Consider the following 19,223-nt stretch of genomic DNA (forward strand, 5'->3'; position numbering starts at 1 on the left):
GGCGTTTCGCTTGCCGCCACGGCGCCACCGGCTACCCTCGGCGGGAAGAGGTTGAATACAGCCCCGCGGCCCGCTTGCCAAGCCGCGCCGGCAGGATGGAAAGGATGAGTGACAATGCCCTATCGCGCCCCTGTCGAGGATTACCGCTTTCTCTTCGAGCATGTGATCGGCCTGCCCGAGGTGGCCGCTACCGACCGTTTTGCCGAGGCAGCACCGGACATGACCGACGCGATCCTGACGGAGGCGGGGCGCATGTGCGAGGAAGTGCTCAGCCCGTTGAACCGCGCCGGCGACGTGCACCCCGCGCATATGGAGAATGGCGTGGTGCGCACCTCGCCCGGTTTCGCCGACGGCTACCGCGCGATCGCGACAGGCGGCTGGATCGCGATCAGCGCCGATCCCGATCACGGGGGCATGGGGCTGCCTATGGTGCTGACCACGGCGGTCAACGAGATGATGGCGGCGGCCTGCCTGTCGCTGCAACTCGCCCCCTTGATGACACAAGGCCAGATCGAAGCGCTGGAGCATCACGCGAGCGACGAGTTGAAGGCCCTCTACCTGCCCAGACTCGTAAGCGGGGAATGGTCGGGCACCATGAACCTGACCGAATCGCAGGCAGGCTCGGACGTGGGCGCGCTGCGCACCCGCGCCGAGCCCAATGGTGACGGCACCTATGCCATAACGGGTCAGAAGATCTACATCTCCTGGGGCGACAACGATTTCACGGAAAACGTCTGCCATCTCGTGCTCGCGCGGCTGCCCGACGGTGTGCCGGGCACCAAGGGGATCAGCCTGTTTCTGGTGCCCAAGTTCATTCCCGATCCGCAAGGAAATCCCGGCGACCGCAATGCGCTGAGCGTGGTCAGCCTCGAACACAAGATGGGCCTGAACGGCAGCCCCACCTGCGTGATGCAGTATGACGGCGCAACCGGCTGGCTCGTGGGCGAGCCACATCAGGGCATGCGCGCGATGTTTACCATGATGAACAACGCCCGCCTCGGCGTGGGCGGACAAGGCGTGGGCGTGGCCGAGGCGGCCTATCAACACGCCCTCGCCTATGCGCAGGAGCGCCGACAGGGTCGCACCCCGGTCGGAGATGGCAGCGGCACGATCATTGACCACGCCAATGTGCGCCGGATGCTGGCCTCGATGCGCGCCGAGACCTTCGCCGCGCGCGCCATCGCGCTGGCCTGCGCCAAGGCCACCGATATGGAGACCGCGACCGGCGCCGATCACTGGCGCGCGCGCGCCGCGCTGCTCACGCCTATCGCCAAGGTCTGCGGCACCGAGACCGGCATCAACGTGGCCAACACCGGCGTGCAGCTTCACGGCGGCATGGGCTATATCGAGGAGACGGGCGCGGCGCAGTACCTGCGCGACGTGCGGGTGACAGCGATCTACGAGGGCACCAACGGCATCCAGGCGATGGATCTCGTGGGCCGCAAGCTCGCCGACGGGGGCGAGGCCGTGCTGGCGCTGATCGACGAGGTCGAGGCACAGGCCGAGGGAGCGCGCGCCGCCCTGCCCGACCTTGCCGGGCCGGTCTGGCAGGCGACCGAGAGCCTGCGCGAGGCCACCGACTGGATGCTCGCACAATCCGACATGACCGAGCGCTTTGCCGGAGCCATGCCCTACCTGCGCGGCTTTGCCCGGGTGCTGGGCGCGCATTTCCACCTGCGCGCGGCGCAGGCCGAGGGTGGGGACGGCCCTCGCACGCGGCTCGCACGGTTCTACGTCACCCGGCTCCTGCCAGAGCACGCGGGCCATTTCGCCCATGCCTGCGCCGGGGCGGGCGACCTCTATGCTCTCACGCCTGGGGATTTCACGGTCTGATGGACGGGGGAGAGATCATCCGCCACCCGTGGGACAGCCCCCCACCGGAGGGCTGCGCCACCGAGGTCGCGCCCGGCGTGCTGTGGCTCCGCCTGCCGCTGCCGATGGTGCTCGACCATGTCAATGTCTACGCGCTCGACGAGGGCGATAGCTGGACCATCGTCGATACCGGCATCCACTCGCGCAGGGCCGTGGCACTGTGGGAGACGATCCTTGCAGGCCCCTTGCAGGGAAAGCCGGTGGGCCGGGTGATCCTGACCCACCATCACCCCGACCATGTCGGCATGGCGGGCTGGCTGATGGAGCGTTTCGGAGCGACGCTCTGGGCCTCGCGGACAAGCTGGCTGATGGCGCGGATGCTGATCCTCGACGTCGAGGAGCGGCCCACGCCGCAGGCGCTGGAATTTTCGCGCGCGGGCGGCATGGACCCCGACATATTCGAGGCCCGCGCGCAGCAGCGCCCCTACAATTTCTCCGACACCTGCGCGCCCCTGCCCGTGGGTTACACGCGGGTGAGGGACGGCGCGGTGATCCGCGCGGGCGGGCGCGACTGGGACGTGCATTTCGGCGGCGGGCACGCGCCCGACCATCTGACACTCTGGTCCCGCGACGACGCGCTGGTGATCGCCGGCGACCAGATCCTGCCCGGCATCAGCCCCAATATCGGCGTCTACCCCACCGAGCCCGAGGCCGACCCGCTGTCGGACTGGCTCGCCGCCTGCGCCCGGCTGGCAGAGCACGCGCGCGAGGATCACCTCGTGTTGCCAGGGCACAAGCTGCCCTTTACCGGGCTGCCGCTGAGGATGCGGCAACTGGCCGGAAACCACCACGCCGCGCTCGACCGGCTGCGCGATTTCCTGATCGAGCCGCGCACCGCCGCCGACTGCTTTCCGCTATTGTTCAAGCGGCGGGTGGAGGCGGGAACCTACGGGCTTGCACTGGTGGAATCCGTTGCGCATCTCAACCACCTGATGCACGCTGGAGAGGTGACCCGCTGGCGGCGCGCAGACGGTGCGTGGCTCTGGAGGGTCCGCGATCAGTAACAGCCGGGGTGCCCATGACCGTCCGTATCGAGACCACCGCCGAACATGCCGAGGCAGCCGCCATGCCGCGCGCCCACGAGGTGCATTCCAAGCCCGGCCAGCCCTGTATCGAGACAGCGGCGAAAGCGCTCAAGAACGGCCCGGCAGAGGACAAGAGCCCCGCCCGCTGGGCCTATGAGCGGCTCATCCTCTACATCCGCAATTTCGAGGAAACGCTCGACGAGGCGCACGAGGTGGCGATGGGCTTTGCCGGGTCGGACGCTGGCACCATTCACATCGAGGGGATGGGCTATTTCGACCCCGATATCGTCACCTTCTACGGTCAGGACCAGCTGGGGATGCGCACGCAGCTTGTCCAGCATGTCAGCCAGCTCAGCGTGATGCTGCGCGCGCTGCCCAAGCAGGTCGAGGAGGCCCCGCCCACGCGCATCGGCTTTCGTCTCGCGCAGGATATCGAGGCCGAGTGAGCGCCGCCCGCGTCTTGGCGCGTGACAGCGCGCCGGAAATGCAGTAATCCGCTCCCGACCCGGATTTCAACGATCAGAGGACCGCAGGACATGGCCGACCACAAGCATGGCGAAATGGATACCACCGTTCAGGAAAAGACCTTCGAGGGTTTTATCAAGATGACCGTCTGGTCGGTCGTCGGCATCGCCGTCTTCCTGATCTTTCTCGCGATGGTCAACGCCTGACCCTTAGTCGAACCGGGGGACAATATGCGGTCGATCCTTCTGGCGCTTGGCGCCGCACTGTTTTTGGCCGGTTGCGCAGCCGAATCGGTCAGGTCGCCGATGGAAGAGGTGGCCCGCGCCGCCTATCGCCATGACGGGCCGCCGCGGCTAACCCTCTACACGATGATCAACAACCGCAGTGGCGCGGGCGCGCATTCCGCGCTGATGATCAACGGCCCGCAGCGGGTGATCTTCGATCCCGCCGGCTCGTTCAACAGCCTTCGCTCGCTGCCTGAACGCGATGACGTGCTCTACGGCATCACCCCGGCGGTGGCGGACGTCTACACCCGCTACCACGCCCGCAAGACCTATCACGTGCGCATCCAGCAGCTCGACGTGTCGCCGGAACTGGCCGCGCGCGCCATCCGACTGATCGAAGCCAACGGCCCGGTGCCCTCGGCGCAATGCTCGCTGGCGACCTCGCGCATTCTCGGAGAGCTGTTTCCCGGTCGGGTGCGCAGCTCGTGGTTCCCGAAGAAGGCCGCCGACGATTTCGCGCAGGTCCCCGGCGTGACCGAGGAAACGCTCTACGAATACGACAGCGACGACAATTCAGGCGTGCTCGCCGCCTGGGACCCCGGGCGCTTTCGCGCGCAGTAGAGTGGTCTGGGTATCCCGCCCCGTGGCCGGTGAGGGTAAGAGCAATCCTCCGGGTTCGCGACAAACTGCCAACCGGCGGGTCTTCGCGGCGCGCGAAACCGGGTCCCACTCTTGAGCAACATGCATTAGACTGTGCGCGTCATGCCCAGCCTCTGCCGCGATTGCCTGCACCCGTTCGAGCGCGCCCCGCGCTGCCCCGCCTGTGGCAGCCCCCGGATCGTGGCGCATCCCGAATTGTGGGAGTTGAGCATCGCGCACATGGACTGCGATGCCTTCTATGCAAGCGTGGAAAAGCGCGACAATCCCGAGCTTGCGCACAAGCCCGTCATCATCGGTGGCGGGCGGCGCGGTGTGGTCTCGACCGCCTGCTATGTTGCGCGCATCCGCGGCGTGCGCTCGGCCATGCCGATGTTCCAGGCGCTGCGGCTTTGCCCCGACGCGGTGGTGATCCGGCCACGGATGGAGACCTATGCCGAGGTGTCGCGCGCCATCCGCGCGATGATGCTCGATCTCACCCCGGCGGTGGAGCCGCTCTCGCTCGACGAGGCGTTTCTCGACCTCACCGGCACCGCGCGACTGCATGGCGCACCGCCCGCCGTGGTTTTGGCGCGGCTCGTCCGGAGGATGCGCGACGAGCTTGGGCTCACAGGCTCCATCGGGCTGAGCCACAACAAGTTTCTCGCGAAAATCGCCTCGGACCTCGACAAGCCGCAGGGGTTCTCGGTGATCGGGCGCGCCGAGACCGCCGATTTCCTGCGCGAGCAGCCGGTGAGCCTGATTTGGGGGGTGGGCCAGGCCACGCGCGCGGCCCTGCACGACGCCGGTATCCGCAGCTTTGCCGACCTGCTGAGATGGGAGCGGTCCGATCTCGTGGCGCGTTTTGGCGCGATGGGGGACAGGCTGTGGCACCTCGCGCGGGGACAGGACCGCAGGCGCGTCACGGCGAACGCGCCGGTCAAGTCGATCTCGAACGAGACCACCTTCGGCGAGGATATCGCCGATCCCGACCTGCTCGACGGGCACCTGTGGCGGCTGTCGGAAAAGGTGGCGGACCGGGCCAAGGCGCGCGCGCTCGCGGGCCGGGTCGTGACGCTCAAGCTCAAGCACAGCGACCATCGGATCATCACCCGCAGGCACGCCCTGCGCGAGCCCACGCAACTGGCCGACACGCTATATCGCACGGCGCGCGGGTTGATGGACCATGTAACCGCCGGGGCGGCGTGGCGACTTGTCGGGGTGGGGCTGTCGGATCTCGTGGCCGCGGCAGAGGCGGATCGCGCGGGCGATCTTCTCGACCCCGCAGCCCCGCGCCGCGCCGAAGCGGAGCGCGCCACCGATGCGATCCGCGCGCGTTTCGGCCCGGACGCGATCGTGAAGGGGCGGTCGCTGCGGTAGGGCATGCCGATCGTGAGCGGACTCCGGTTCCGAACTCCAGGTAAAGCTATATTGCAACCCTGCGGCGCGATACTGCAGATGACCCGCGTAGATCAGCCCGCGAGATCGCTGTCGGCCATTCGACGCGCGGCGTCTCGCATTCTGACATCGGGCGCGGCCCCGGGATCGGTTTCGGCCAGAGCCGTCGTCAGGGTCTGATGGCCAATCTCGTAATTCTGCTGGCCCTTGGTCCAGTCAAGAAAATTGGCGCGCGGTGCGGTCGGCAACTTGACGAGGATGTCGCGGCCCATGTCCATCCGCCCTGTCTCGCGTCGGGAGTTGATGATCATGGACCGGGACAGGATCGAGGGGATGCGCGGGAACCTGTTCTTGCGGCTACGCTTGAACAGGAAGCCGCGCAGCGCGCCCAGACGTCCGGGCAGAGCATCGTAATCCGCCTGCACCTGCCAGTTGCTGCCATTGTTGAAATCAAAGACGATATTCGGCCCCGACTTGACCCGTCGCATCGTCTCCAACGGCACGTTCTCCAGCAACCCGCCATCAATCAGCACCTCCCCCTCGCCGGTCAGGATGGGCGGAAGAAGCGCGGGGATGGAGCCGGAGGTTCGCACGGCTTTCCATAACGGTCCGGACCGGTGGACATGGATATCGTTGCGCGACAGGTTGGACGAGACCGCGAAGAACGGCATCGCCAGATCCTCGATCAGGCCATCGCCGAAGTGCTTGGCCAACTGCGCATCGAATATGCGGTGATCGAGCACCGAGTAGAGCGGCACATTAAGACGGTTCATCGCGCGGCTGGTCACGAATATCTCGTTGCAGCGGCGCATGATCTCTTCGGCCGGGAGCCCTGCGCGATGGCCGCCGCCATCGCCGCCCCGACGCTGGTGCCGCCGATGTAGTCCACGGGAATGCCGGCCTCTGACATGGCACGCAAGGCACCCACATGCGCGGTTCCGAACGCACCGCCGCCCGCCAGCACGACGCCCACGGCACGGTCGCTGGACAGGCGATCACTCGGCGGCGAGCGGCATCGCCTGCGCGCGCCCGATCTCGGTGATCTCTTGGATAACACCGCACATAAGCCGCCGGAATGCCTCGAAATTTCCGTTTGGACGGATCAGTCGCTCGTTCATGTAGAGCGCGCGGTCGATCTCGATCTGAACGGCGTGGCGCCCGCGCGAGGGGCGCCCGTAGGCCTGCGTGATATAGGCCCCGGCAAAGGGCGTGTTGCGCGTGACCATCAGCCCGGCGCGGGTAAAGGCGGCTTCGATCCGGTCCACGATCTCGCCGTCGGCCGCCGCGCCGAACCGGTCGCCCAGCACGACCTCGGGGCGGCGGAGGCCGCGGCTTGCGACCGTGTCCATCGCCTCGTGGGGCATCGAGTGGCAATCTATCAGGATCGCCTGCCCGAACATCAGGTGCGCCTGGTCCAACTGGCCCTGCAGCGCCTCGTGATACGGGCGCCAGAAGTCGTCGATGCGGTGGCGGGCCTCGGCGAGGGTGATCTTGCCGGAATAGATCGCGCGACCGTTGGCGACGACACGGGGGATGACGCCGAGGCCCGAGGCGATGCGGGGGTTGTGGCCCTGCCGGCTGACCCCCTCGATCAGCGCCGGGTCAAGCTCGTCCGGGCTTCGGTTGAGATCGACATATGCGCGCGGCGCCCCCGCCCGCAAGAGCGGCGCGCCGACCCGTGGAGCACTGTCAAACAGTTGATCTACATAGGCATCTTCGGACGAGCGCACCGAATGTTCGTTGAGCCGCGTGCGCCGCAGGAAGGACCACGAATAGTCCCGCCCGCTATGCGGCGAGGCGAACACCACCGACGTGGTGCGGCGCTCGGGGTGGGTGAGATGATACGCGGCCTTGGGCATCGGGGACTCCTCGGGGGATATAATAGACGGAAATCGCAGCGCTAAAAGCCCTTGATCCCTCCCCCGACTCCTTTTATACGCCAGCGGACCGGCGCGGAATTCCGCGCCCCTCTTTGTTACGGGGGGCGGGGGGCCGGGTCAGGGCGATTAGCTCAGCGGTAGAGCACTTCGTTGACATCGAAGGGGTCACAAGTTCGAACCTTGTATCGCCCACCATCGAATTATCGTTGCGTGTCAAGCACGTAACACCCGCAACCCCAGGTGCGCCGGCGCGTGCCGCGACAGACAGGAGACGACCATGAAGGTGCGCAATTCGCTGCGTTCTCTGAAGAACCGGCACCGCGATTGCCGTGTCGTGCGCCGCAAGGGCCGCGTTTACGTCATCAACAAGACCCACCGCAAGTTCAAGGCGCGGCAGGGCTGAAACCGGGCTGAGACCGGGCCCGCGGCGGCCCGTCCCTCGCCACGAAGCTACAGGTTCGGGGCGTGAACCGCACGGTTCGCGCCCTTTCGCGTGCGCGGGGGTAACGATTTGTTCACCGCCCCGCGCGAGGCTGCCCGTCCCAATCCCGAGGACGGCCATGACCGAGCAGATATTTCCCCCCGTTCCCGAGATCACCATCGAGACGCTGCGCCGCTCGCTCGGCGCCTGCCTCGACGAGGTGCGGCTGAGCGGGCAACAGCGGATCGTGATGCGCCGCGGCCGCCCGGTGGCGGGGCTCGTGACGGTGACGGAGGCGCGGGCGCTGTGGACCCTCGACCACGAGAGCGCGGTCTATTCCGAATGGCGCATGCGCGAACGCCTCGACACCCTCGCCCGCCGCCGCGATGCCGTGAGCCGGCAGGCCGAGGCGGAGCGACGGGCGGCGTTCGAGAGGGGGGTGTTGGGGCGGTGAAGGGGGGGGTCGTGGATGGCCGGAGGCAGCCCCGAAGCAGACATGCTTTCAGAGACCGCCGACAATACCGGTCAGTATCTGCTTGGCTAAAAGAGATATGCCGCAGTTATTGCATAGCTATGGGTCGTAACCAAACTGCCGGTGCCGGTACTCTCGGCACAATCCTTCTATCCCCGGAAATAACGAACCTGGCGAAATCCCCATATAACCGAGCTGCCTTAGAACGTCTTCATACTCACTCTGAGGAAGATCATAGACCTTAAGATACTTGTTCGCGGTCAAACTCTCTTGATAGGTTATGTAACCTTCGATGTCATCAACATTGGAAATAGATGCAACTGATTGCTGAGGGAGCGCTCTTGGGTTCGCAATCGCTAGGGGTTCGATAAGAGAGAAGTGTGGCCGACAATGGGTGAGATTCACAATTTGGTTGAAGTCTAATTTCCAGCTATGGGCATCAAACATATAAATTCGAACTTTTCCGGAAGTATCTGAATTTGAGTGAAAATTATCGGCGAAAGAAGAATACGCAAAATAAGCTGCGATGTATGGCGAATAGGTCCAATCTAACATTGGCGTCGGGTAGCCATGATGTTGAAGAAGATGCAGAAAAGCGCCATTGTGGCCGGGATCCATATGACCAAACGTGTTCCCCAAATGCCCTACAGACGCTTTTCGTAACCTTGGAACGTCTTCCTCCCAATACCTTACTAGGTCTTTGCGACGAGTACGGTGAAAAGCTGTTCGCAGCCGCCAAGCAGATGACTGCCCCCTAAAAATCGTCGCGTAAGGACGATCGATGTTCTTTGCGACTTCCTGCTGGAAACTTGCCCAATCGTGAATGCCGGGCTCGGCGACCAGTTGCGATGGTTGATCTGCCGCACTCTTGGTGAGTTTTAAAGTGCCTTCTTGGCCATTATCGGCTTTCCAAGTACCTTCGGCTCCACTTGTTGCTAGTTCAATCGATATGGATATTTCAGCAGGAAAATTCTCCGTTGCGAATTCACCGGCGGCAGCGACACGCGGTTGATTTGGGTGTAGCGCGATTGGTCTAACTTTGAATTCCAGCTTGTTTTCAACTGGGTTTGCTATGAGAGGTGCATAAACGTTCGGTCCATCATCAGCATTTAGGAAACCGTAAATGCTACCCTCGAGCCATTGCTTGCGGTGATCAAGATCAAGAAGCACTAGACCATCCTGAGTGCCAGAAAGCGTGCCGATCCACTGGCCTGAAAATTTCTCCATCAATCCCTCACCACCATTTGTAGTTTGGATGCTAGGACAATGACATCAGTTAGTCGATGTATTGCTGATAAAGTCTGTATGGCGGTATAGGGAACATCAGCTCGACGTTGCCAATGGCGCTCCCTGCGCAAACCCGACCTTCATCGCGCGCGCGGCAAGCGTAGGATGCGAGGCAATGGTGGACTTCCCCCCACCCTGCGGTTTACCTCCGGCCTTTCGCGAACTTTAGGGACGGTGCGCTGAGCCGCGCGGGCGACCGACCGTGGGTGGGCGCTGTGCCGGTGAGGCTGTGCGCTTTATGTTGCAAGATACTTCTTAGTTTGCCGCTGCTTATAGCGTTGCAAAAGCGCCCGCCCGTGCGGGCGGTTGGGCGCTCGCGCGGCGGCGTGCAAGCACGCCTTGATTCCGCGCGGGGGAGGGTTGGGCAGTCGGTGAGAGGGAGGCAGGCGCTGGGTGCGCGCTGCGACGGTGGGGCTGCGCGCTTTATGGTGCAAGATACTTCTTAGTTTACCGCTGCTTACAGCGTTGCAAAAGCGCCCGCCCGTGCGGGCGGGTCATGCCGGGGGCATGCCTTCGGCATGACCGCTCGCGCGGCGGCGTGCAAGCACGCCTTGATTCCGCGCGGGGGAGGGTTGGGCGGTCAGTGAGAGGGAAGCAGGCGTGGGGCGGGCTGGCGTGTCGGCTGCCCCCCTCCCCTACCGGTTCAAATAATCCAGCCGTGCGCGGACCGACAATCCGTGGGCCTCGAGGCTCTCGGCGTTGGCCAGCGTCTCGGCGGCGGGGCCGATCCTGGCGAGCGCCTCGGGGGTCATCTTGGCCAGCGTCGTGCGCTTGAGGAAATCCATCACCGACAGCCCCGAAGAGAACCGCGCCGAGCGGGCCGTGGGCAGGACGTGGTTGGGCCCGCCGACGTAGTCGCCGATGGCCTCGGGCGTCCAGGCGCCGAGGAAGATCGCGCCGGCATGGGTGATCTGCGTAGCGAGCGCATCCGGGTCGGCGACGCAAAGCTCCAGGTGCTCGGGCGCGATGCGGTTGCTGAGGGCTGCGGCGGTGGCGAGGTCGGGCACGGTGATGATGGCGCCGAAGTCGCGCCAGCTCGCCCCCGCGATGGCGCGGCGCTCCAGCGTTTCGAGCCGGGCCTCGACGGCGGCGGCGACGTCGCGGGCGAGGGCTGCGTCATCGGTGATGAGGATGGCCTGTGCGCTCTCGTCATGCTCGGCCTGGCTGAGCATGTCGAGGGCGATCCAGTCGGGGTTCTGGCCCGCATCGGCGATGACGAGGATTTCGGAAGGCCCGGCGATCATGTCGATGCCGACGCGGCCGAAGACCCGCCGCTTGGCCGCCGCCACGTAGGCGTTGCCGGGGCCGGTGATCTTGTCCACCGGCGCGATGCTCTGTGTCCCGTAGGCCAGCGCCGCGATGGCCTGCGCGCCGCCGACGCGGTAAATCTCGTCCACCCCGGCGAGGTGCGCGGCCAAGAGGACCAGCGGGTTGGCGCGGCCATCGGGTATCGGCACGGTGATGGCGAGGCGCGCCACCCCGGCCACCTTGGCGGGAATCGCGTTCATCAGCACCGAGGACGGGTAGGAGGCGAGGCCGCCGGGGACATAGAGCCCCGCCGCGCCGACCGGCGTCCAGCGCCAGCCAAGGGTGGCGCCGTCGGGGTCGGTCCAGCTTTCGTCCTGCGGCATCTGGCGGGCGTGGTAGGCGCGGATGCGCTCGGCGGCGAGATCCAGCGCGGCGCGCTCGGCATCGGGCACCTCGGCCACCAGCGCGTCGATCTCGGCGCTGGAGAATCGGAGGGTCTGGGGCGAGAGCGCCACCCGGTCGAATTTCGCGGTCAGCTCTATCAGCGCCGCGTCGCCGCGCGCGCGGATATCGGCGATGATCGCGGCGACGGTGTCGTCCACGTCCGCGCTGTCCTCTCGCTTGGCGCCGAGCAGGGCGGTGAACCGGGTCTCGAAATCGGGCGCGGTGGCGTCGAGCGTGATGGGCATGGGCGGTCCTTTCCGGCGGAGCAGGTAGCGGGCGGGGGGCGCTGTCGCGCGCGCGCGCCCCGGGGTTTCTTCTTGGCGCAAATACCCATGTCGCGCCCGGCGGCAATCAGGTGTCGTGGCGGGGCACCTTGCCCGAGGGGGCACGGTAGGGGCGGGTGACGTCGCGGAGCGTGACCTCCAGCGCCTCGATCTCGAGCCGGATCGCGCCGTCGCCGGCGAGCGTCAGGATCAGGTGGCCCGTGCCCTCCTCGCCCGGCTCGAACGTCACCGACAGCAGCGACAGCACGGTGTCGGGATCGTCGCGGTCGATACCCTGGCTGGCCACGCGGAGCACGTTTTCCACCACCAGAAGCGATTGCGTGCGTTCCGGCCCGTGGCGCTCGCGGCCCTCGTCCTCCCAACGGAAGCGGTTGAGCAGCAGCGCGAAGCGATGGCGGCGCGCCTGCCAGCGCATTTCGGTGATGGGAAACACGGCGTCCTGCGCCAGTGCCGAGATCACCTTGAGATCGTCGGGGTCGAAGGCGCCCAGATTGAGCGGCGTCTCGCGCCCGTCCTCGAACGTGGCATCGTCGGTCATTGGCCGGTAATCCTTTCGATTCTGGCGCCTACGCCGCGCAGCTTTTCCTCGACGCTCTCGTAGCCGCGGTCAAGGTGGTAGACGCGATTGACGATGGTCTCGCCCTCGGCCGCGAGCCCCGCGAGGATGAGCGAGACGGAGGCGCGCAGGTCGGTGGCCATCACCGGCGCGCCCTTGAGCGTCTCGACGCCGGTGACGGTGGCGGTGCCGCCCTGCACGTCGATCTGCGCGCCCATGCGCATGAGTTCGGGCGCGTGCATGAAGCGGTTCTCGAAGATGCGTTCCTCGAGCACCGAGGTGCCTTGGGCCGTGCACATGAGCGCCATCATCTGCGCCTGAAGATCGGTGGGAAAGCCGGGGAACGGCGCGGTCACCACATCGACGGCGCGCACGCGGCCGTTGCGGCGCGCGACGGTGAGGCCGGCCTCGGTCTCGGTCACGTCGATGCCCGCCTCGTCGAGCTTCTCGCAGAAGGCGGCCAGCAGGTCGATCCGCCCGCCAAGGCAGGTCACCTCGCCGCCGCAGATCGCGGGGGCGAGCATGTAGGTGCCAAGCTCGATGCGGTCGGGCACGACCGCGTGGGTGGCGCCACCGAGCCGGTCCACCCCCTCGATGGTGATGGTGTGCGTGCCCTCACCCTCGATCTGCGCGCCCATCTTGCGCAGGCATTGCGCGAGGTCGACGATCTCGGGCTCGCGCGCGGCGTTGTCGATCACCGTGGTGCCGCGCGCCAGCGTCGCGGCCATGAGCGCGTTTTCCGTGGCCCCGACCGAGACCATGGGAAACGCGACCCGGCCGCCCCGCAGCCCGCCGGGGGCGCGGGCGTGCACGTAGCCGTCGCGCAGGTCGAGCTCGGCGCCCATCGCCTCTAGCGCCTTGAGGTGAAGATCGACGGGGCGCGCACCGATGGCACAGCCGCCGGGCAGCGATACCACCGCGTGCCCGTCGCGCGCCAGCATCGGGCCAAGCACGAGGATCGAGGCGCGCATCTTGCGCACGATGTCGTAATCCGCGCGGTGATTGGTTATGCTATGCGACGACAGCGTCAGCACCTGCCCGCCCTGCATCTGCGCCACCTCTGCGCCGAGCGATTCCAGCAGCGTGCTCATGGTGCGGATATCCGACAGGCGCGGCGCGTTGGTCAGCGTCAGCGGCTCCTCGCTCAGAAGCGTGGCGGGCATCAGCGTGAGGCACGCGTTCTTGGCCCCGGCAATGGGAATCTGTCCGTGAAGCGGCCCGTTGCCGGTGACGACGATGGAATCCATTTGGCTCTAGTCCTTCTGCTCTTCGCCGTGCCCTGCCTCGGTGTGCCCGGCCTCTCCGGCGGCCCGCGCACGCATCTGCGCCTTGCGCCGTGCGAGATTGGCCTTGAGGGCGGATTTGAGCCTGTCCCCGCGCTCTTTCGGCGCGGCTTTGCGGGTTTCTGGCTTGGGTTTGTCGCTCATGTCCCCCCTCTTACAGGAGGTGCGAAATAGCGTCCAGTTACCCCTTGCGCCCCCGGCGAGAAGCGTCTAATCACCGCGCCAAATCGGCGCTGCTGTAGCTCAGAGGTAGAGCACTCCCTTGGTAAGGGAGAGGTCGAGAGTTCGATTCTCTCCAGCAGCACCACCCTCCCCAAGAAAACAAGTACTTGCGGGTCCGGCGAAGAGGGTGATTCAGCCGTTGCCAGAATTCAACGGATCGTTTAGAACATTATGAGAACATCAGAAAGCTGCTGACAAGGCAGCACTGTTGCCCTACACCCATCGGTGGGGGCGTGGGACAGGAGGACACCAACATGTTGTCATCGGTGGAGCTTTGCGCAGGCGCAGGAGGTCAGGCGGTTGGCCTTGAGCAAGCGGGCTTCGACCACAACGCCCTCGTTGAGATTGACGCCCATTGTTGCGCAACCCTCCGGGCAAATCGGCCGCAGTGGAACGTGGTCGAAGAAGACCTGCGCATCTTCAAGGAGCGCGCCGCCGCCTTCGCGGGGATTGACCTTCTTGCCGGGGGCCTGCCCTGCCCGCCCTTCTCTGTAGCGGGCAAACAGCTTGGCGCGGCTGACGAGCGCAACCTGTTCCCTGACGCAATCGACATTATCGCGGCAACCCGTCCCCGGGCCGTCATGATTGAGAACGTCCGGGGCTTCCTTGACGCAGTGTTTCAGGACTACCGCGAGGGCTTGAAGCGCCAGCTTGAGAAACTCGGTTACAAGACAGAATGGCGGCTGCTCAACGCCTCCGACTATGGAGTGCCGCAACTCCGCCCCCGCGTTGTGATCGTCGCCATCGAACACTCCTCTGCCGAACACTTCGACTGGCCGACACCTCAGCCGCACAACCCACCCACGGTCGGGGCCGTCCTCCGGGGCATGATGGCCGCGAACGGCTGGCGCGGCGCGTCCGCGTGGGCCAAACGCGCGGATGAGATTGCCCCGACCATCGTGGGCGGATCAAAGAAACATGGAGGCCCAGACCTCGGGCCAACCCGTGCCCGCGCGGCATGGGCCGCGCTCGGGGTCAACGGCAAAACCGTTGCGGAGGATGCGCCCGAGGCAGACTTTGTTGGGACGCCCCGCCTTACGGTTCCGATGGTGGCGCGCGTTCAGGGCTTCCCTGACGATTGGCACTTTACGGGACGCAAAACCGCTGCCTACCGACAGGTGGGCAACGCCTTCCCGCCGCCAGTTGCGCGAGCGGTAGGGGAGAACGTCCGCGCTGCCCTGACAGCTAAGCGCGTCTACGCGGTCAGCGCGTAACCTCGACCAGCCGCGAGCCCTGTGCAACAATCTCCACCAATTTCAGTGGAGAATCAGACCCCTTGCGCACCAACCTTCCAGCCAGCCTTGTTGTCCCGGGACACCCTGACTTCGATGTAACGTCAGCGATCTATGCTGACCTCGAACAGCGGGCAGGCGGGGCCGGGCGATTGACCCAAGAGGTCCCGGCACTCCTGCGCGAGGTCGTTGACGATGTGATCCAGACGCCCAGGACGGGGCGGCGGTCGTATGACGAGCTGGAAAAGACCGAAAAGACCTACATCGGCACCCGCGTTGAGATCATGCTCCGGGCGCTGCTCTCCCTGCCACGCGGGCGGCTGGATGCGGTCGTCGCCGGGCACGACACCGACATTAAGCACACGATGGGCAACAACTGGATGATTCCAGGCGAAGCCATAGGGCACCCCTGTATCCTAGTGGCGGCTGACGAGAACAGGTCGCGCTGCTATCTTGGGCTCATAGTTGCGCGCCCCGAATACCTGACCGCTGGTGCTAACCGTGATGCGAAGCGAAGTGTCTCGGCGGCGGGCTTTCAGCATATCCGGTGGATCTTCGCAGACCACCCATACCCGCCGAACTTCTGGCGAACGGTCGCGCCGGACGCGGTGGACCGCATATTCGCCGGGAACAGTGGAAATTCCCGCATCATGGCCTTGTTTAGAGAAGTCCAAGGGGTCCCGATATCACGCGAAACCGTGCAGGGTGTTGCCCGGCAGAAAGACTTCATGCGGCGCATCCGATCTGACGATGGCCGTGGAACACGGGACCGGCTGGCGGCTGAGGGCATACTGCTCTTGTCCAGCACCTATGACGGGCCGCTTATCCGGCAGCTCGAATTGCCGGAGGGTGACTTCATTTCATACCGCCCAACGACGCCAGACGAGCTATCGGCAGCCCGAGCGGCGGGTTGGCAAGTGTGACCGCCGCAGCCTGACACCGGCCCCGCCGTCGCACTAATCCCCACCCAAACCGCGCCCGATTGGCGCGACCGACAGCAGGGGGCTTGATCGCCCGTGCACTTTGCAGTGCAGAGCTAGAGGCGCTGGAACGGGCCTCAGAGCGCGCCGACCCTGCGGTGCGTGCAGCTGCTGCGACGCGTCTGTGAGGCACGGAAGGCGTAGCGAGGACGAATGCGCGAACCGCGGCGAGGAAGGGTTGGGCTGCCGTCCCTCGCCGGACCCCGCCGAAAAGATTTACCTTAAGTTCACGCTACTTGACAGATTCTGCCGGGAAAACGTGTTATCCTCGGCGCGATGTAAACCTTCCGGACCTGACGACCCGGCTCACGCACGCTCGCAGCGCCGGGCCAATCATGCTCGATCAGACGCAAGTCGCAAAATCGGGTCCGCGTCCCCATATTGACTGAACAGGCGTGATAGTCTCCGCCCAAGAAAGGCATCACTCGATGACCATGTTTTCCATGAAGCCACAGTTCAACCTTGCCGAATTCCTCGCGGTGCCCGCCCCCGTGGGTGTGGCCAGATCCCGTAACGCACGGCGCCGCAAAATGCAGTTCCAACCCGGTGCGAAATCTGAAGGTTCAGTCCCGCCGAAGCCCGCTGAAGACACCGAACCGACCGACAAACCGGAATAGGACCCGGGGTGGTGGCGCTCGCGCGTTCCTGAAGACCAAAACAGGCGCTGCCTGCAACAACTTGGCAGGTCAGTTTCAGTCTCATGCTAACGTCCTCCAACACCGACAATCAGCGTCGCGGCGGGGCGAAAATTTCAAGGAATTCGCCTTCGGCAATCTTGCTGCGCCCGGACACCGTCTGCGGCGCAGAAGAACGGATCAGGTGGGCGCATCGGGCGACTTGCCCATCGCGCACCAGGCCATTTCGGGAATGTCGCCGGAAATGGCTGCGGCCAAGGGCGGCATTGGTGGGGCCAGCGGCGGGAAGGAGGTGGCGAGCGACAGTTCGGAGGCGCGCACGTATTTCAGCGCCATGTTCCAGGCCACCTGGCCCGGCACGACGACCACGCCTGCATACAGCCAGATATACTGCCACAGCCGCCGCTCGGAAGATGCTCGAGGACGGCGCGACGTCCATTGAGCGGGTCGGGCTGGCTGTCGGCCACGAGGATACTGCCTTCTTCCGACGGATATTAGAGCACCACAGTGGCCTGTCGCCGTCGGCCTATCGCAGCGGGCGGAGATCATTTCGGCTTGGAAGAGGCTTGTGCTCACGTTCCCCTGGACCCCGGCGGGGTCCAGGGGAACAACCGTCTCAGGCGTGGGCGCCCGACGCTTCGAACAGGATCAGTTCGACCCGCTCATCACCCGAGACATAGGCATCGTGACCTGGCGGGATCTCGAAAAAGTCGCCGCTGGTGATCAGCGTCTCCTCTCCGCTTTCGAGCATCCGCACTACAAGCCGACCCGAGAGGCAGTAGCCGGTGTGATGCATCGGGCAGGTGTCGGGGGAGCCGAGAAGCGGCTTCTCATCCGCCTCCCAGGTCCAGCCGGGCTCGAACACGGCGCGCATGCCGGTGGAGCCTTGCCCGGTCTTGATGATGTCGATGCCGCCGCGCTCCTTCATGTCGAGCCGGTCATCGGGGGTCTCGAAGCGGCGAATTTCGATGGTAGCTGTCATGTCTTTTCTGCCTTTCTGTGGGCCGGACTCGAAGGGCCGGACCGTTCATACATAGACGATTTCGGAGTTCAGAGTGTAAAGCATCGCCCCGACCTTGATGCAGGTCTCCGAGTCGTAGTTCCAAGAGGCCAACGTCGTGCAGGATATCCTGCACGACGGCCTCGTCTTTGGCCTCGTCGATCTCCATGTCGCGATGGGGCGCGGTCATGCTCCGATCCCGGTAGCCATCCGACCGCTGATGCTGGCGGCGAGGATTTCGCAGATGTTCGGCGATCAGCCGGATGCCGGTGGCGTCTCCAGGGCGGTCGGAGAGCGTCACGATCTCCAACTCCCTGGCGAGAGATTAGGTGATTGCTGTTCCTTTCGTCCTTGTCCGCGAGTTCGGTCAGGCGGGTTCGATTTGCGCCGACTTGACTGCCTCTGCGGTCATCGGCTCATCACCCCCGTTCTTGCTGTCAAGCGGCAAACAAGCCACGGCGTTGTGCTGAGCATTGGTCTGAGTTTCACAGGCTCACCACGATGCAGGTGCCAGTTCACTGATCGCCAGAGCATTCAATCGCTAGATCAGCCACCGCACGAGCACGGGCACGATGATGCTGGTGAGCAAGGCATTGAGCGCCATCGCGATGCCGGCATAGGCCCCGGCAGTCGGGTTCACCTGGAATGCGCGCGCCGTTCCGATGCCGTGTGATGCCAGCCCGACGGAGAACCCACGCGCGCGCCAGTCCTTGATACGCAGCACTGTCATCAGGGGCGTGACGATCACTGCTCCGATGATCCCGGTCAGGATCACCAGCACGGCCGTCAGAGCGGGAAGGCCGCCGACCGCTTCGGATATCCCGAGCGCCACGGGCGCGGTCGTGGATTTGGGGGCGAGCGACAGGATCACCTCGGTCGAAAGACCGAACGCCTGCGCCAGCAGAATGGCCGAGCCTGCCGCCGTCACCGAGCCAGCCAGAAGCGCCAGCAGGATCGGCGCGACGGACTGGCCGATGGTCTCGCGGTTGTCCCATAGCGGCAGCGCCAGGGCGATCGTCGCCGGGCCCAGCAGGAAATGGATGAACTGTGCCCCCTCGAAATAGGTCGCATACTCTGTCTGCGTGAACCAGAGCACCGGCGTGATCATCAGGACCGCGAGGATCACCGGATTGGCCAATGGATTATTGTCCAGCCGTCGCGCCACCCCGTCAGCGGCAAGATACGCCAGAACGGTCGCGGTCAGCCACAGAAGGGGACTTGTGGACAGATAGCTCCAGAGGTTTGCCACGTCCGTCATGGCGAGCGCCCTTCGGTCAGGCGGCGCACACCAATAAAGGTGCCGACAGCCGCCAGCATGGCCAACAGCGTGGACAGCACAAGCACGACGAGGAGCGCAAACCAATCCTCCGACAGGACCTCCAGATTGCCGATCACGCCGACGCCTGCCGGAACGAATAGCAGCGACAGGTTTGCCAGGATGACCGTGATGGTCGCTCGTAGCTGTTCGGCAAGTGCCGGCCTGAGGCGAAGGATGAGAATGAGCAGCGTCAGCCCGATGACCGGGCCCGGGATGGACAGGCCGATGCCGCGGACGATCACCTCTCCGATGAGTTGGCAGACAAGAAGCAGCCCGAGAGTTGGAAGCATGGGAAATACCTTTTCAGGAGCGTGCGTCTGACCTTCGTGACAGCTAAGTCT

General features: G+C 65.1%; 23 protein-coding genes and 2 tRNA genes. 13 read left to right on the plus strand and 12 right to left on the minus strand.

Annotated features, from left to right (window positions below; all coding sequences use genetic code 11):
• Positions 1-114 precede the first annotated feature (114 nt).
• The 6 genes from CRJ03_RS14035 to CRJ03_RS14060 all read left to right on the plus strand — a co-directional run bounded on the left by CRJ03_RS14035 (position 115) and on the right by CRJ03_RS14060 (position 5,602).
• Positions 115-1,833 carry an acyl-CoA dehydrogenase gene (locus CRJ03_RS14035; protein ID WP_104019498.1) on the plus strand — a complete coding sequence of 573 codons (1,719 nt, stop codon included), beginning with the start codon at positions 115-117 and terminating at the stop codon, positions 1,831-1,833.
• Complete coding sequence (locus CRJ03_RS14040) at positions 1,833-2,876, plus strand: MBL fold metallo-hydrolase (protein ID WP_104019499.1); 1,044 nt, start codon at positions 1,833-1,835, stop codon at positions 2,874-2,876. Before CRJ03_RS14035 ends, CRJ03_RS14040 begins: the two co-directional genes overlap by 1 nt.
• 14 nt (positions 2,877-2,890) lie before the next feature.
• On the plus strand, positions 2,891-3,343 hold the full coding sequence (locus CRJ03_RS14045) for a DUF6173 family protein (protein WP_104019500.1): 453 nt from the start codon (positions 2,891-2,893) through the stop codon (positions 3,341-3,343).
• A 90-nt stretch (positions 3,344-3,433) separates the two neighbouring features.
• The gene (locus CRJ03_RS14050) at positions 3,434-3,568 is read left to right on the plus strand and encodes an aa3-type cytochrome c oxidase subunit IV (protein WP_104019501.1); all 135 of its coding nucleotides are present in this window, start codon (positions 3,434-3,436) and stop codon (positions 3,566-3,568) included.
• Between the two features lie 24 nt (positions 3,569-3,592).
• Positions 3,593-4,207 (plus strand): hypothetical protein, encoded by a 615-nt coding sequence (locus CRJ03_RS14055; RefSeq protein ID WP_104019502.1) that lies wholly within the window; start codon positions 3,593-3,595, stop codon positions 4,205-4,207.
• A gap of 141 nt (positions 4,208-4,348) precedes the next feature.
• Positions 4,349-5,602: a DNA polymerase IV gene (locus tag CRJ03_RS14060; protein WP_104019503.1), complete on the plus strand. Its 1,254-nt coding sequence runs from the start codon at positions 4,349-4,351 to the stop codon at positions 5,600-5,602.
• Positions 5,603-5,694: 92 nt separating this feature from the next.
• On the opposite strand, the gene CRJ03_RS14065 is transcribed toward CRJ03_RS14060, so the two are convergent.
• The 3 genes from CRJ03_RS14065 to CRJ03_RS14075 form a co-directional block, all read right to left on the minus strand.
• Complete coding sequence (locus CRJ03_RS14065; protein WP_104019504.1) at positions 5,695-6,432, minus strand: patatin-like phospholipase family protein; 738 nt, start codon at positions 6,430-6,432, stop codon at positions 5,695-5,697.
• Positions 6,405-6,530, minus strand: coding sequence for a patatin-like phospholipase family protein (locus CRJ03_RS20600; protein ID WP_369126388.1), 126 nt, complete (start codon positions 6,528-6,530; stop codon positions 6,405-6,407). The genes CRJ03_RS14065 and CRJ03_RS20600 overlap by 28 nt, the downstream gene beginning before the upstream one ends.
• 85 nt (positions 6,531-6,615) lie before the next feature.
• Positions 6,616-7,479, minus strand: a complete 864-nt coding sequence (locus CRJ03_RS14075; RefSeq protein ID WP_104019506.1) for an N-formylglutamate amidohydrolase — start codon at positions 7,477-7,479, stop codon at positions 6,616-6,618.
• Between the two features lie 141 nt (positions 7,480-7,620).
• On the opposite strand from CRJ03_RS14075, the gene CRJ03_RS14080 reads away from it, so the two are divergent.
• The 3 genes from CRJ03_RS14080 to CRJ03_RS14090 all read left to right on the plus strand — a co-directional run bounded on the left by CRJ03_RS14080 (position 7,621) and on the right by CRJ03_RS14090 (position 8,375).
• Positions 7,621-7,695 (plus strand) — tRNA-Val (locus CRJ03_RS14080).
• A gap of 82 nt (positions 7,696-7,777) precedes the next feature.
• Positions 7,778-7,903, plus strand: a complete 126-nt coding sequence (gene ykgO, locus CRJ03_RS14085; RefSeq protein WP_092695232.1) for a type B 50S ribosomal protein L36 — start codon at positions 7,778-7,780, stop codon at positions 7,901-7,903.
• Between the two features lie 157 nt (positions 7,904-8,060).
• Positions 8,061-8,375 carry a hypothetical protein gene (locus CRJ03_RS14090; RefSeq protein WP_104019507.1) on the plus strand — a complete coding sequence of 105 codons (315 nt, stop codon included), beginning with the start codon at positions 8,061-8,063 and terminating at the stop codon, positions 8,373-8,375.
• Positions 8,376-8,492: 117 nt separating this feature from the next.
• Here the strand turns inward: CRJ03_RS14090 and CRJ03_RS14095 are convergent, their stop codons facing one another.
• The 5 genes from CRJ03_RS14095 to CRJ03_RS19965 form a co-directional block, all read right to left on the minus strand.
• Complete coding sequence (locus tag CRJ03_RS14095) at positions 8,493-9,620, minus strand: FRG domain-containing protein (protein ID WP_104019508.1); 1,128 nt, start codon at positions 9,618-9,620, stop codon at positions 8,493-8,495.
• Positions 9,621-10,315: 695 nt separating this feature from the next.
• Positions 10,316-11,617 carry a histidinol dehydrogenase gene (hisD, locus tag CRJ03_RS14100; RefSeq protein WP_104019509.1) on the minus strand — a complete coding sequence of 434 codons (1,302 nt, stop codon included), beginning with the start codon at positions 11,615-11,617 and terminating at the stop codon, positions 10,316-10,318.
• 106 nt (positions 11,618-11,723) lie between these two features.
• Positions 11,724-12,194 (minus strand): DUF2948 family protein, encoded by a 471-nt coding sequence (locus CRJ03_RS14105; RefSeq protein WP_104019510.1) that lies wholly within the window; start codon positions 12,192-12,194, stop codon positions 11,724-11,726.
• Positions 12,191-13,459: a UDP-N-acetylglucosamine 1-carboxyvinyltransferase gene (gene murA, locus CRJ03_RS14110; protein WP_104019511.1), complete on the minus strand. Its 1,269-nt coding sequence runs from the start codon at positions 13,457-13,459 to the stop codon at positions 12,191-12,193. The genes CRJ03_RS14105 and murA overlap by 4 nt, the downstream gene beginning before the upstream one ends.
• Positions 13,460-13,465: 6 nt before the next feature.
• Positions 13,466-13,639 (minus strand): hypothetical protein, encoded by a 174-nt coding sequence (locus tag CRJ03_RS19965; RefSeq protein ID WP_165375324.1) that lies wholly within the window; start codon positions 13,637-13,639, stop codon positions 13,466-13,468.
• An 88-nt stretch (positions 13,640-13,727) separates the two neighbouring features.
• On the opposite strand from CRJ03_RS19965, the gene CRJ03_RS14115 reads away from it, so the two are divergent.
• The 4 genes from CRJ03_RS14115 (at position 13,728) to CRJ03_RS20155 (ending at position 16,546) form a co-directional block, all read left to right on the plus strand.
• Positions 13,728-13,802 (plus strand) — tRNA-Thr (locus CRJ03_RS14115).
• A 169-nt stretch (positions 13,803-13,971) separates the two neighbouring features.
• Entirely contained in the window at positions 13,972-14,931 is a 960-nt protein-coding gene (locus CRJ03_RS14120; protein ID WP_104019512.1) for a DNA cytosine methyltransferase, read from the plus strand.
• A 170-nt stretch (positions 14,932-15,101) separates the two neighbouring features.
• Entirely contained in the window at positions 15,102-15,872 is a 771-nt protein-coding gene (locus CRJ03_RS14125; protein WP_338066355.1) for a NaeI family type II restriction endonuclease, read from the plus strand.
• Positions 15,873-16,357: 485 nt separating this feature from the next.
• On the plus strand, positions 16,358-16,546 hold the full coding sequence (locus CRJ03_RS20155) for a hypothetical protein (RefSeq protein ID WP_129590288.1): 189 nt from the start codon (positions 16,358-16,360) through the stop codon (positions 16,544-16,546).
• A gap of 198 nt (positions 16,547-16,744) precedes the next feature.
• Here CRJ03_RS20155 and CRJ03_RS20350 read toward each other — a convergent pair whose 3' ends face one another.
• From CRJ03_RS20350 to CRJ03_RS14150, 4 genes are all read right to left on the minus strand, one after another.
• The gene (locus CRJ03_RS20350; RefSeq protein WP_240611681.1) at positions 16,745-16,924 is read right to left on the minus strand and encodes a hypothetical protein; all 180 of its coding nucleotides are present in this window, start codon (positions 16,922-16,924) and stop codon (positions 16,745-16,747) included.
• Positions 16,925-17,180: 256 nt separating this feature from the next.
• The gene (locus CRJ03_RS14140) at positions 17,181-17,546 is read right to left on the minus strand and encodes a cupin domain-containing protein (RefSeq protein ID WP_104019514.1); all 366 of its coding nucleotides are present in this window, start codon (positions 17,544-17,546) and stop codon (positions 17,181-17,183) included.
• 559 nt (positions 17,547-18,105) lie between these two features.
• Complete coding sequence (locus CRJ03_RS14145) at positions 18,106-18,822, minus strand: LrgB family protein (protein WP_104019515.1); 717 nt, start codon at positions 18,820-18,822, stop codon at positions 18,106-18,108.
• A complete protein-coding gene (locus CRJ03_RS14150; RefSeq protein WP_104019516.1) occupies positions 18,819-19,172 on the minus strand; it encodes a CidA/LrgA family protein in 354 nt (117 codons plus the stop codon). The genes CRJ03_RS14145 and CRJ03_RS14150 overlap by 4 nt, the downstream gene beginning before the upstream one ends.
• Positions 19,173-19,223: the final 51 nt, after the last annotated feature.

This window comes from Roseovarius nitratireducens (assembly GCF_002925845.1).
Taxonomy (GTDB): Bacteria; Pseudomonadota; Alphaproteobacteria; order Rhodobacterales; family Rhodobacteraceae; genus Roseovarius; species Roseovarius nitratireducens.